The organism is Arsukibacterium perlucidum DSM 18276 (assembly GCF_000382165.1).
Classification (GTDB): domain Bacteria; phylum Pseudomonadota; class Gammaproteobacteria; order Enterobacterales; family Alteromonadaceae; genus Alishewanella; species Alishewanella perlucidum.
The window spans coordinates 44,786-58,241 of record NZ_KB907701.1 but is presented as its reverse complement, the minus strand read 5'-3'; the positions used below and the strand labels follow the sequence as shown (position 1 = coordinate 58,241).

Annotated in this window: 9 protein-coding genes; 5 read left to right on the top strand and 4 right to left on the bottom strand. The window is 49.1% G+C overall.

Annotated features, from left to right (window positions below; genetic code table 11):
* The first annotated feature begins 151 nt into the window (after nucleotides 1–151).
* The 4 genes from H141_RS0100255 to H141_RS0100240 all read left to right on the top strand — a co-directional run bounded on the left by H141_RS0100255 (nucleotide 152) and on the right by H141_RS0100240 (nucleotide 6,582).
* Nucleotides 152–2,641, top strand: coding sequence for a S8 family serine peptidase (locus tag H141_RS0100255; RefSeq protein ID WP_019674232.1), 2,490 nt, complete (start codon nucleotides 152–154; stop codon nucleotides 2,639–2,641).
* 175 nt (nucleotides 2,642–2,816) lie between these two features.
* On the top strand, nucleotides 2,817–3,725 hold the full coding sequence (locus tag H141_RS0100250; RefSeq protein ID WP_019674231.1) for an AAA family ATPase: 909 nt from the start codon (nucleotides 2,817–2,819) through the stop codon (nucleotides 3,723–3,725).
* The gene (locus tag H141_RS0100245) at nucleotides 3,722–4,651 is read left to right on the top strand and encodes a DUF58 domain-containing protein (protein ID WP_019674230.1); all 930 of its coding nucleotides are present in this window, start codon (nucleotides 3,722–3,724) and stop codon (nucleotides 4,649–4,651) included. Before H141_RS0100250 ends, H141_RS0100245 begins: the two co-directional genes overlap by 4 nt.
* On the top strand, nucleotides 4,645–6,582 hold the full coding sequence (locus tag H141_RS0100240) for a transglutaminase TgpA family protein (RefSeq protein WP_019674229.1): 1,938 nt from the start codon (nucleotides 4,645–4,647) through the stop codon (nucleotides 6,580–6,582). The genes H141_RS0100245 and H141_RS0100240 overlap by 7 nt, the downstream gene beginning before the upstream one ends.
* Before the next feature lie 36 nt (nucleotides 6,583–6,618).
* On the opposite strand, the gene H141_RS0100235 is transcribed toward H141_RS0100240, so the two are convergent.
* The 4 genes from H141_RS0100235 to htpX all read right to left on the bottom strand — a co-directional run bounded on the left by H141_RS0100235 (nucleotide 6,619) and on the right by htpX (nucleotide 12,566).
* A complete protein-coding gene (locus tag H141_RS0100235) occupies nucleotides 6,619–6,855 on the bottom strand; it encodes a TIGR02647 family protein (RefSeq protein ID WP_026349120.1) in 237 nt (78 codons plus the stop codon).
* Nucleotides 6,856–6,930: 75 nt separating this feature from the next.
* Nucleotides 6,931–10,266 carry a S41 family peptidase gene (locus H141_RS0100230; protein ID WP_205620314.1) on the bottom strand — a complete coding sequence of 1,112 codons (3,336 nt, stop codon included), beginning with the start codon at nucleotides 10,264–10,266 and terminating at the stop codon, nucleotides 6,931–6,933.
* A gap of 125 nt (nucleotides 10,267–10,391) precedes the next feature.
* The gene (locus tag H141_RS0100220) at nucleotides 10,392–11,528 is read right to left on the bottom strand and encodes a pyridoxal-phosphate-dependent aminotransferase family protein (protein ID WP_019674225.1); all 1,137 of its coding nucleotides are present in this window, start codon (nucleotides 11,526–11,528) and stop codon (nucleotides 10,392–10,394) included.
* A 177-nt stretch (nucleotides 11,529–11,705) separates the two neighbouring features.
* Nucleotides 11,706–12,566: a protease HtpX gene (gene htpX / locus H141_RS0100210; protein ID WP_019674223.1), complete on the bottom strand. Its 861-nt coding sequence runs from the start codon at nucleotides 12,564–12,566 to the stop codon at nucleotides 11,706–11,708.
* A 167-nt stretch (nucleotides 12,567–12,733) separates the two neighbouring features.
* Here htpX and pepE point away from each other — a divergent pair, with 167 nt between their 5' ends.
* Complete coding sequence (gene pepE, locus H141_RS0100205; protein WP_019674222.1) at nucleotides 12,734–13,435, top strand: dipeptidase PepE; 702 nt, start codon at nucleotides 12,734–12,736, stop codon at nucleotides 13,433–13,435.
* The last annotated feature ends 21 nt before the right edge of the window (nucleotides 13,436–13,456 follow it).

Here is a 13,456-nt window from a genome sequence, read left to right as displayed (position 1 = left end):
TAAGCTTTAAATATTTACATCTTACCACCCCTAACTACTAGCCCACCTGTACTATTTCTTCGTTAATTATGAGCGGAATGTTAACTATTATGCTAGTTCTACTACGTGCCATGTTAAGCATATTTTACAAATAATTAAAATGGGAACTACTATGTCTAAGCAAAAAATACTGGTGTTAGCGGTTGCAGCAGCGCTGTCTTCGGGTTCAGCATTAGCGGCTAATAAGGCTGCACAAGCTGATGATTCTATTCTTGTTATGTTTAAACCAGGGGTATCTAAACAAGAGCGGCTTTCAATAGTGAAACGCAGTGGTGCCAGCTTGCGCCAACTAGACACTCAGGGACGAGACCTTAAAATGCGTCACATTGCTGATGGTCGAATAGCTAAAGTCATGGTTCCCAAAGGACTTAATCATGATTTTCTGATTAAGCAGCTGGCAACTAATCCGGCAGTTGAGGTTGCAGAACCAAACTATCTGGTACAAGCACTGGCAATACCTGGTGACCCCCGTTTCGGCGAAATGTGGGCATTAAATAACACAGGTCAAAGCGGTGGTACTGCCGGGGCGGACATTAGCGCTGTTGCAGCCTGGGACATTACAACGGGCAGCCAGGATGTAGTTATTGGCGTAATCGATTCCGGGATGGACTACACCCACCCTGATTTAATCCCTAACCGCTGGGAAAATGATGGTAGCTATCCGGGCCACCCATACGGCTATTCAACCTTAAACGAGAATAACGACCCGATGGACAGTGGCAGTCACGGCACTCATGTGGCAGGTACTATTGGTGCAAGCGGCGACAATGGCGTTGGTATTACCGGGGTAAGCTGGAATGTCACTTTATTGCCATGTCAGTTTCTCGGCTCGACTGGTGGCAGCACAGCTGGTGCTATCGAATGTATCGACTACTATACGGATTTAAAAACAAATTACGGCGTAAACATTAAAGCAACTAATAATTCCTGGGGCGGCGGAGGCTTTTCTGAAACCTTAAGAGCGGCCATTCAATCAGGTGGTGATGCAGGAATTCTGTTTATCGCGGCCTCAGGTAACGATGGAGCTGATGCAGATGTCAGCCCAATGTACCCGGCGGCATATGATTTGGATGTCATCGTATCAGTGGCATCGACAGACCGTAACGACGATTTGTCTGTATTTGCAGTAGGTGCGTCGAATTACGGCGCGACCACAGTCGATATGGGCGCGCCGGGCTCGGCAATATTATCTACCATTCCGGATAACGCTTATGCGGCATATTCCGGTACATCGATGGCCTCGCCGCATGTTGCAGGCGCTGCCGCACTGCTGTGGTCAATTAACCCGGAAATAACGCCACTGGAAATGAAAACAATCCTGATGGATAGTGGCGACGAGCTTACGGCTTTGGACGGTAAAACGGTATCTGGTAAGCGACTGAACCTGGTGAATGCGCTGGCTGATGCAGACCCTACTCCCAGTTTCCGCTTATCTTTAGCACCGCGTAGCCAACAAGTTGTTGCCGGTGAAACTGCCGAGTTTAGCCTGGATGTTGGTAATCTGGCTGAATGGATGGGAGATGTTGAACTCAGTGTCAGTGTTGACCCCAATATTGACGGAGTAGCTTTATCAGCGGACACTGCACAACCCGGTGATATGATAACTGTCTCGGTTCCGACCACAGCTGAAACCGTATGGGGTGATTACTTAGTCACCGTTACCGGTATCGATGCGGCAGATCCGCAAGTTGTTAAGAGTGTATCAGCTACCCTCAATGTACTACCACAAGGTCTGGCTGATTTCAGTTTTGAAAACACTGATCCGGTTGATATCCCTGACAACAATCCTGAAGGTATTACCAGCATTATAAACGTGCCAAACGAGGGCACCGTATTCAGTGTTGAAGCCGGTGTTGATATTAGCCATACCTGGCGTGGAGACTTAATTGTTTCGCTTACCTCACCAGCAGGCACTGAACACATGCTGCATAACCGCAGCGGTGGCAGTGAAGATGATTTAGTTCAAAGCTGGAATGTGGACACCTTTAACGGTGAGCCTATGCAAGGCGACTGGACCTTAAATGTCTCAGATAATGCCGGTGCTGACGTTGGTAATCTGAATAGCTGGAGCCTGACCATAACGGGTCTTGGCGGTGACGTGGTCGATCCGGATCCGGAAGCACCAGTAGCTGGCTTTAGTTATATCGCATCTGGCCTGAGCGTAGATTTTACTGACAGCTCAACCGACGCCAATGCTGATATTACCGGCTGGAACTGGGATTTTGGTGACGGCGCAGTGTCAGCGCAACAAAACCCAAGCCATAACTATGCCGCAGAGGGAACTTACACTGTCAGCCTTACTGTTACCGACAGCACGGGTTTAACTGACACCATTAACCAGTCTGTCGCTTTGGTGACAAGTGATATCAATCTTACCCTGCACCGTGCCATTCGGGCACGCACCGGCTCAACAATAGTTGATTTACGCTGGACAGGTGCCACCGGCAGCCTGGATTTGTATCGTGATAATCAGTTTATCGAAACAATCGAAAACGATGGCAGACATCGTGATCGGTTTAATTCGATGGCCGCTATAGCAACTTATAGCCTGTGTCTGGAGGGCACCACGGTATGTTCTGCTGATTTGGTAGTGAACTTCTAATTTAGCGCTAACCAATCTACATAAGGCAGCTTCGGCTGCCTTATTCTTTTTGTTGATCCCCTCGCCAGAGCAGCTAGTATAGAGAACGCAAGCAATCAATTGTTGCTGGCTATTATTAATACAATCCGGTTGAGTGGCAGTAGCCGCTTAGTAAGATCAGCAGTAAGGAGACGGCGTGTTAGCGCAACTACATCAGGTAGAACAAAGCCTTAACCAGGTTATTCTTGGCAAACAACAGCAAATTCGTCTGGCGCTATGTTGTTTGCTGGCAGAAGGCCATTTATTACTGGAAGATCTGCCTGGGCTTGGCAAAACTACCCTCGCCCACGCATTAGCTAACAGCCTTGGTTTAAGTTATCGCCGGGTGCAATTTACCAGTGATCTTTTACCGGCCGATTTAACCGGCATTAGCATTTATGATGCCCGGTCACAACAATTTCATTTTCAGGCCGGGCCGGTTTTTTCACAGGTACTACTAGCCGATGAAATTAACCGGGCAAGCCCGAAAACCCAAAGTGCATTGTTAGAGGCAATGGAAGAACGTCAGGTTAGTACTGATGGAGAAACGCGCCCGCTGCCCAGTCCATTTTTTGTTATAGCAACCCAGAACCCGCTATTTCATGCCGGAACCTCTGCGTTACCGGAGTCACAGCTGGATCGCTTTTTAATGCGCTTGTCATTGGGCTTTCCTGCGCGTGCAGCTGAACACCAGTTACTGGTTGATGACAGTAAAGGTTCACGCTTACAATTTTTAACGCAACAGCTGGACAGTGACACCCTTAAACATCTGCAACAGCAGGTAAGCTCGGTTAAAGTCACTGATGCAGTGATTGATTATCTGCTTAGTCTGGTAGACGCCAGTCGAAACCGCAACGACATGTTACCGTTATCTCCGCGGGCATCAAAAGCATTGTTACGGGCAAGTAAAGCCCATGCCCTGCTTGCGGGAAGAGATTTTACCAGCGCCGATGATGTGCAAAAGGTATTTCCATCGGTAGCAGAGCATCGGTTAGATCCTCGTTCCAGTGCCGCCAGTCACAGCCTCAGTCAGATATTACTTGAGCAAACTGTTTGTCCGCTATGAAACGTATCAAAGCAAGATGGCAGCACTGGTTTAGTAACTGGCTGGATAAGCGCCAGCCAAAAGCCAGGGAAGTCACGCTTAGCCAGAAAATTATTTATATTCTGCCAAGCCGGTTTGGTCTGTGGTTTATTTTGTTACTTATCCTGCTCTATTTACTTGGAACCAATTATCAGAATAATTTAATATTGTTAATGAGTTACATGTTGGTATCAGCATTGCTATTAGCGCTCACTTTAGCTTGGCGCAATTTGCACAATTTGACGGTAAGCTGCGCACCGGTGCTCAGTGCGTATGCTGAAGAAACACTGATGGTACCAGTATCACTGCAAGCAGCAATTCCGCGGCAGCAGCTTCATTGTTACTTCAACCATAATCAACCAGCCTCCGTTGCCGATAGCAGCCCGCAGGTAATGGTGCCGCTGCCAACACACCATCGTGGCTATTTTTCACTGCCCCGGCTTACCGTGCATAGCTATTACCCTTTTGGATTATTCAACTGTAAAAGTATACTCAACCTTGATTACCACTACTGGGTGTTTCCTAAGCCTGTTACTGCGGAGACACTAACCAGTTTTGCTGATAACAGTGGTAACAAAAACCAGCAAGCTGAAGATTACGATACAATCCGCAGCTATCAGGCTGGTGATAGCCTCAAATTAATGTTATGGAAACGGCTGGCCCGCGACCCGTCTAATCCAGTGGTAAAGCATGCTCCAAGCAACCCGCAAGCAGAACCAGACTGGATCACTATACCACCCGTTAGCGGCGCGGCGTTGGAAGTTGCCCTGTCAAAAGCCTGTTACCTGATGCTGCAGCTTGAGCAGTGCAGCAAGCCCTATGGCTTGCGAATTAACAGTAAAAGTATCAACCCTTCCTGTGGTCAGCAACACCTGGAGCGCTGTCTCCGTGAGTTGGCGCTATGCTAGTGTTGTTAAGTCGACAGGCGATACTTTCATTTTATGCCATTTTGGTGGCGGTGATAGTGCTGCTACATCAGGCCTTACCCTTGTGGTACAGCGCCATCTTACTGCTGCTATTGTTGTACCGCTGGCCGTTACAGCAAAGCAAGGCCTCGGTTAACAAGCTAAAACGTATTAATATTATTGCGGCTTTAATCCTGCTGTTACTGCTTATCAGCATCAGGCAAAGCGGTGTTTTTCATTTTATGTTACAAATATTGCTGCTCTCCGCCGCCAGTCGTCTGGTGCTGATCCGGCAGCGCCACGACAGTCATCAACTGCTATGGGTGTTATATTTCCTGTTAGCATGCTGTTTTATTTTTTATCAGAGTATTCTGATCAGTCTGGTTATTCTGGCGCTGCTGCTGTTTACGCTAAACTGCCATTATCAATTATATGCCAGCAAGCAATATCGGTTGCAGCTACAACAATTGGTTAAAGCAATTTTGCTTACGGTGCCAATTTGGATCTCGCTATTTCTACTATTTCCCCGCCTGGAGCCGTTATGGCGGATCCCAACGGCTGAAGCTGCAATAACTGGCCTGGCAGACAGCCTGGATCCGGGTAGTATTGAAAACCTGGTACAAAGCGACAAACTGGCATTCAGGGCGATATTCAGCGACTCGCTGCCCCCGCGCCAACAATTGTACTGGCGGGCAAAAGTATATGAAGATTTTGATGGCCGCAGCTGGACAGTTAATCAGCGCTTTGACCGCCGTCAAGCGGTTAACCGACAACCAGACAGCAATAACAGTGAGCAAGCAGTCAGCTATCAGATTATTGCTGAAGTCAGTAATCAGCGTAGCCTGTTTGCCCTGGGCGTCCCGGTGCAATATGCTAATACAGTGCGGCCAGCTGCTGCATATTTAGTTGAAGCCCGCCGCCCGGTCAGTCAGCGGCTGAGCTATCAGCTGGTAAGTGAACTGCAGGCTGTACCGGAAGATGTTGCTATGGAACAACGGTTGAATATCCGCACAGTAAATGCAAATCCTGAAACGAGAGTCTTAGCCAGTCAATTGGCCGCTAACAGCAGTTCTACCGCTGAATTAATTGAACAAATAAGCGCCCTGTTCCGCCAGCAGCCTTTCTATTACAGTTTAAATCCGCCCCGCCTTGGTGAAAACAGTATTGATGCCTTCTTATTTGACAGCCGCACCGGTTTTTGCAGTCACTATGCCTCAGCAACAGCAGTTTTGCTGCGGGAAGCGGGTGTACCCGCCAGAGTTGTTGGTGGTTATCAGGGCGGGGTCTGGCATGAAGAGCAACAATATCTGGAAGTACGGCAACGCGAAGCTCACGCCTGGGTTGAATATTTCGATAACGGTGGCTGGCAGCGGTTTGACCCCACAGCGGTTATCGCTCCTGAGCGGGTGTTGGCCGGCCTGGATGCAGTGCTTTCTGCTGAGGAGCAGGATCAATTACAAGCTAACTGGCGTCGATTCTCCGCCTTTAATTACCTTAATCAGCAGCTACTGCACCTTGATTACTACTGGTCGGTGTGGGTGCTGGGATTCGATGACAGCCAGCAGCATAATCTGTGGCAACAATTAAAAGCGGCCAGTAAGTGGCTGGCACTGCTGGGTACTGGTCTGCTACTGGCATTAGTAATGTGGTGGCTGCTGCGCTTGCAGCGGCAGCCGGCAAAATTTGCCGCACCGGTAGTGCTGGTCCAGCGTTACTTTGGCAAAGTACTTAACAATAAACCTGTGGGCCAGCATTTAAGCCAGTTTATTAATCAACTTAAAATACATAACCCGGCGCATTGCAGCTTGCTGGACACTGTAGATATGTTATACCAACGCGCATTGTTCGCTGATGAGCAGCAGGCGTTATTACAGTTAGAAAACTACTTAAAACAACATGCCAAAACGCTGACAACCTTAAACTGGCCTGACTAACCAGGCCAGTTTAAGGTTTAGCGAGCAGTTAAAAGTCTAACGATTATTTAAAATACGCAGTGCGGTTTGGATATGTTCCGCACAGTGCACGCCCAGATCAGTCAGATATCCACCGTCATTTTGAGTTAGCAAACCTTTTTCATGTAAGCGGGCAATTGCTGCCCGGGTTTCGCTATCCGCATCTTTGTGTACTTTCAACCCTTCCATCTGTGAATCGAGATTATATAAATTAAGAATTTTTATCTCAGCATTAAGCTCAGCTGTTACCGGCATAGCATACATCCTCTGTTGTTCGCAGCTTCAAGATAGCCGTTATCGTCAAATATTGGCAGCCTTTTCTGCAGAAAATTAACGATTAACCGGCAAAATATCTTCTGCCGGTGCCGGGGTTAGCGGCATCGCTTTTATTGGCGTTACCGGCTGCTCAGTTAATCGTTGCAGTAAATAGCTCACGCCAGCTTCTAACTGACTGTCACTACCATTAAAACTGGCATAGGGTAAGTTAGTGACTTCTATATCCGGAGTTACCCCATAACCTTCAATAATATAACGTCCGTCCATAGCAAATTGCGGGGTCTCTGCTACCCGGGCCAGGCCTTTATCAGCCAGTTGATTCCTGCCTGATAACCATACGCCGGCGCCTGTGGTCCGGTTGCCGATTAATGGCCCGAGGCCCAGAGCTTTCACCCCTGCGGCAAAGGTTTCACCGTCAGAATAGGTTAATGGATCTGTCAGTACCACCAGATGGCCACGAAATGCTTGCTGCATATTGGTGTAAGGCGCGCCATGAGTAGGCTGCCAGAATGACCAGGCCCGGCGCAACAACTTCTCAATGATCCAGCTGTCAATATTACCCCCGCGATTACGCCTGACATCAATGATCAGCCCTTCACGCTGGTACTGCGCGTAGAATTCCCGGGCAAAACTGGCAATGTCATTGCCACCCATCGCATACAAATGCAAATAGCCCAGCCGGCCATTGCTGGCAGCGCTGACCTGCTGTTGGTTACGCTGCACCCAATCACGATAACGAAGCATCGCTTCCTGCTGCGCGGCCACTGGTTGCACTACAGTTTGCAGTTGCTGTTTACCCCGGCTTAAGCTTAATAGAACCTGCTTGCCGGCCTGATTACGTAACTGTGCATTCAGATCGGCAACATTACTAATTTCCCTGCCATTTACCGCCAGAATCACATCGTTAACTGCTGCATTTACCCCCGGTTTAGCGAGTGGTGATGCCTGGTCAGGCAGTTCTTTATCTGACTGGTAAATATGAGTTATGCTGACACCCCGGCCAGTACTGGCTAAACCGGCTCCCAGGCTCGCCGCAGCGGGTCTGGCTTGAGCGGTACGATATTCACCGCCGCGAACCTGGGAGTGCAGAGCATTGAGTTCTCCCATCATCTGAGCCAACACATCATCCAGTTCATGCCGGTCTGTTACCCGGGCTAACAAAGGTTGATACTTGTCACGGCTGGCTGGCCAATCCAGGCCACGCATGCCTTTATCAAATAAAAAATCCCGGTGCATCAGCCAGGCATCCCGAAACATCTGGGCCCACTCCTGTTGCGGCTCTACCCGTAATTGCCATGCTGTGCTGTTCACTTTGGCCAGGCTAAGATCGCCGGGCATTTTTTCGCCGGTAGCCACTATCAGCATATCGCCTGCACCATTGTTAGCCTGTTTGCGGATAAACAGCTTGTCACCTTTGGCGCCCAGCTGATAATCGGCCACTTCAATACTAAACGTTGTCAGTTTGGCTCCTTCGCCGGCTAATTTTGCTTGTTTTAACTCCGCGCTGCGACTTCCAGCCGCCCTACTCAGCACATATAAACGATCTTTGCTCAGGCTAAGCTTGCTGTAATTATCGGCTGGTAAAGGTACCTGCCATAATCTGCCGGCCAGACCTTGCCAGTCCACCAGGCCTGCGTTATTGCCACTGCGGCCAGCCTTCGCTGCATTGTCATCACATGTTGTCAGCTCTTGTGGTGGCGCAAAAGCAAAACAGGCTTGTTGCTTCAGGCTGACTGCATAAATTTCACCACGTTTATCAAACATCGGCCCCAGATTGCGATCGCCCCACGGGCTGGACGGCGTCGCGGTAAACTGGCGATCTGACAAAAAATACAGCCATAACCCGTCAGCACTGAATGCCGGCGAATAGGACTGATATTTGTCACTGGTCAGCACTTCTGAGCGGGCATCTGCCAGACTGTACAACACCACCTGGCTGCGAGGTCGTTGCTGATGGCTCAGGGTGAACGCGAGCAGTTTACTATCGGCAGACCACTGCACATCAGCATAGGGTGAATGGCCATATCCCTGCTGATAAATACGTTTATTGGTATGAGTTTCTAAATCAAGTAACCATAAATCGCCGTTTTTATCATCATGTGCCAGATAACGACCGTCCGGAGATAAATGCAGGCCCCAGCGAAATACAGTACCGTCTTTGGTTAACTGTTTAGTGTTGGCAGCACCATCGCTGGCAAAGCGCCAGATTTCGTTTTCTCCGCTGGCATCGTTAATGGCATATACCCATTTACCGTCCGGGCTGCTCACGGCATTGCGCGAGCGGCTACCCGCAGCAGTATGGATCTGACTTAAACGCTTGACGCCGGTACTGGCCAGGGCAACCTGGCTGCGGGCCGTCAGAACCACCTGTTGTTGTGTTTCATTGAAATTGGCGCTGGTAAGATACTCAAGGGGCTTTTCGATAAAGCGTTCGCGTTGCTGGACAAAATCAGAGCTCAGTGCAATATCCAGCTGCTGACTTTGCTTGCTGGCTAAATCAAGTTGATGTAAATCAGCCGCCAGCTGATAGATTATCCGGCCCTGATTAAGTCTGGCCTGGCCTATCCGCCAATCACTGTGTCGGGTATGTTGCTGTGGCTCACTGCCATCTGCTGCCAGCGACCAGATATTGCTGTTACCGTCGGCGTCACTGCTAAAATATATTCTGCTTTGCCAGAACATGGGTTGGCTGACTGAACCCGGATGCTCTGCACTTAATAAAGTGGCTTCGCTGGTTGAGCCAAGTTGCCAGTGCCACAACTGGCCCATTGCACCGCCGCGGTAAACTTTGCTGTTGTCGCCGGTCAGCTGCAAACCAAAGCGGACAAAATATAAGCTGTTAGTGGCAGGATCAATGATGCCGCTAGCAGCATCGGCCAATGGCAGCACCTCGGTTTTAAGGCTAATCGGGTCGAGTAACTTTAACACCCAGTAATTTGCCGGCCCCACTTCACTGTCGGTTGCATATAAAATACGACCATCGGCCAGCCATTGTTGAATTCGCACCCGGCTGTTTTCAAAGCTGACCCGCTTTGCCTGACCACCGGTTACCGGCATCAGGTAAATTTCATCGGCACCATCATAATTAGCCACAAAAGCGAGCTGGCTGCCATCGGCAGACAACAATGGTTGAGTTTCGAGTTGTGGATGACTGGTTAGCCTGAAAGCCTGCTTCTGACCCGCATTTAATTGCCAGATATCACCTTCTGCAGTAAACAGTACGGTATCGCTGTGCAATGCCGGGTAACGGTAATAGCCTTCGCTGGCGGCAACATGGCCACTGGTCAGCACCAGCAACAACATGCTGGCCACAGAGCTGCGACGGCTAATGCCGGCAGAAACGGCAACACGCCGCTGGAAACGTTTTAAAGCAGTTGAAATTGGGTTCATCGAAGCCTCTTCGCCACATATTGTAAATGCGCATACAAATGAGCATATAAATTAGCAAAGAAGCTAGCAGATACGCCAGCAGCGTGCCAGCAAAAACACGACCAATAGCCTGCTGGCAGCGCCTGTCAGTTGGCAGCAAGCTGCTCAGTAAGTGCCTGAATACACAGCGCCACGTTTTCCCGGCGGGCGCCATAGCCCATTAATCCTAAGCGCCAGGCTTTCCCAGCCAGTTCGCCAAGGCCTGCACCAATTTCCAGGTTGTATTCATTAAGTAACGTACTGCGAAGCCTGGCATCATCTACCCCGGCCGGAATATAGACACTGTTTAACTGCGGCAGCCGGAACGGTTCTGCCACTACGAACTCCAGCCCAAGCGTTGTCAAACCGTGCGCCAGTAACTGATGCATGGTGCGGTGACGTTGCCAGGCCTGCTCCAGCCCCTCAGCAGCGAGCAGACGCAATGCTTCATGCAGTGCATATAAGCTGTTTACCGGCGCCGTATGATGATAACTGCGCTTACCCTTTCCGCTCCAATAGCCCATTACCAGGCTTTGATCTAAAAACCAGCTTTGCACCGGGCTTGTGCGCTGCTGAATTTTTGCTACCGCCTGTTCAGAAAACGACACCGGTGACAAACCTGGTACGCACGAAAGACATTTCTGGCTACCGGAATAAATGGCATCAATACCCCACTCATCTACCCGCAGTTCCACCCCGCCTAAGGATGTCACAGCATCCACGATAGAAATGCAATCATATTGCCTGGCCAGCTCGCACAATGCCTTCGCATCACTCAATGCGCCGGTCGACGTTTCGGCGTGGACAAAGGCCAGAAAGCGGGCATCAGGATGCTGTTTTAGCGTATCTTCAACCTGTTGCGGGCTTACTGGTTCACCCCAGGCATTATCAACAGTTACTGCAACACCGCCGCAACGTTCTACATTCTGGCGCATCCGTTCACCGAACACGCCGTTACGGCAAACAATCACTTTCTCGCCCGGCTCAACCAGATTGACAAAGCAGGTTTCCATCCCGGCAGAGCCCGGTGCCGAGACAGCAATGGTCATCGGGTTCGTAGTTTGAAACGCATATTGCAGCAATTGTTTCAGCTCATCCATCATACCGATAAACAATGGGTCTAAATGACCAACAGTAGGCCGTGCCTGCGCGGCCAATACTTGTGGATAAACATCAGACGGGCCAGGGCCCATCAAAATGCGGCGAGGAGGGTTAAAACTGGTAAATTGCGGTGCTGCTTGCATGCTGACTCCAATCTGTTGTCGCTTAGGCGTTACCTTAGCAAAAATTATCACTGTTGCCCTGTTTGCTAAGTTAATAATGGGTATTCAGCGGCGTAATACCTTTTAAAACCTTATAAAAAAGGCCCCGAATCAAGGGGCCTTTTTATACTATTTATGACAATAACTTAATGTGGCTAATTAAAACTCACGCCGGCTACGCAGCGCTTCAATCCGTTTTTCCAGTGGTGGATGGGTTAGCAGCAGCTCAGATTTCGCTTTTTTACTGGCGATCCCAAAGGCCATCATGCTGCCCTCTAACCGGCTTTCATGGTTGTGTTTCAACCGCTCAAGCGCAGCAATCATTTTATCGGGCCCGGAAAGGCGCGCGGCGCCGGCATCGGCCCGGTATTCCCGCTGACGCGAGAACCACATCACGATCATGCTAGCCAGGAAACCAAATACTATTTCCAGCACAATAACGATGCCAAAATAGGCAAAGGTACCCAATTGCTGGTTATTGTTGCGAATAGCACCGGCAATCAAGCGGGCGAAGAAGATAACAAAGGTATTGACCACTCCCTGAATTAACGTCAGTGTCACCATATCGCCATTGGCAACGTGCGATACTTCGTGCGCCAGTACTGCCTCTACTTCATCCTCTTTCATATTGCGCAGCAAACCGGTGCTGACCGCCACCAGCGCATTATTCCGGTTCATACCGGTCGCAAAGGCATTCATCTCTGGCGAGTCGTACACCGCTACTTCCGGCATACCAATGCCTGCTTGTTTGGCCTGCCGGGCCACGGTATTCATCAACCATTGCTCGGTGGCATTACGTGGTTGGGTTATTACCACAGCACCAGTTGATCGTTTCGCCATCCATTTTGACAATGCTAAAGAGATAAACGAGCCACCAAAACCAAAAATGGCTGCAAATACCAACAAACCGCCAATACTACTGTGATCAATCCCTAAAAAGCTGAAGACGATATTCAGTACAATACTCAGTACTAAGATTACCGCCAGGTTAGTTGCCAGAAACAGCAAAACTCTTTTCATATACTCTTACCTCAGTGACTTAACTGTCATTAATATATGGTCAGCAAGCTAAATTTCAAATTACCAAACACGGTATTTAATTAGCTAAAGTGTAAGAAAACATGTGTCACTGCGCACTTTTCGCTACAATAGCCTGTTGTTACAGCAGGTTAAAACCAGAGGATTTCATGCAATTACTTTTACTCAGTAGCTCCCGCGCCAATAATAGTGCTTACCTCGCACCTTATATGAGCTGGATCCAAAGCCATCTGCAAGGCATCGACGAGTTGTTATTTGTCTCTTACGCGGGTGTAACTGTCAGTGACGATGCTTATCTTTCGCAGGTGGCCAGTACATTAACCCCATTGTCGATAAAAGTGACCAGCTTGCGCCAGTACGTTGACCCCAAAACAGCGATTAGCGACGCCCGGGCAATAGCAGTAGGTGGTGGTAATACTTTTCAGCTACTTCATAAGCTATATCAACAAGATATCGTGCAGTTAATCAGGGAACGCGTAACTGATGGCGTGCCCTATATTGGCTGGAGCGCAGGCTCCAACATTGCTGGCGCCACTATTCGGACCACCAACGATATGCCGATTGTCGAACCTGCATCGTTTAATGCGTTAAACTTGTTGCCCGTGCAATTAAACCCGCATTACAGCGACTATAAACCAGAAGGTTTTCACGGTGAAACCCGGGATATGCGCCTGGCCGAATTTATGGTGTTAAATCCGACAACACCGATAATTGCCTTACCGGAAGGTACTGCCCTTAAATGCAGTGGCGATAAACTAACACTTTTGGGCACTGACGGCGGATATCTTTTTAAAGGCGGTGCTAAAACGACGATAGTTGAAAATAGTGATTTATCGTATTTATTAGTTTGAAATAACGAATTTAAAAAAGCA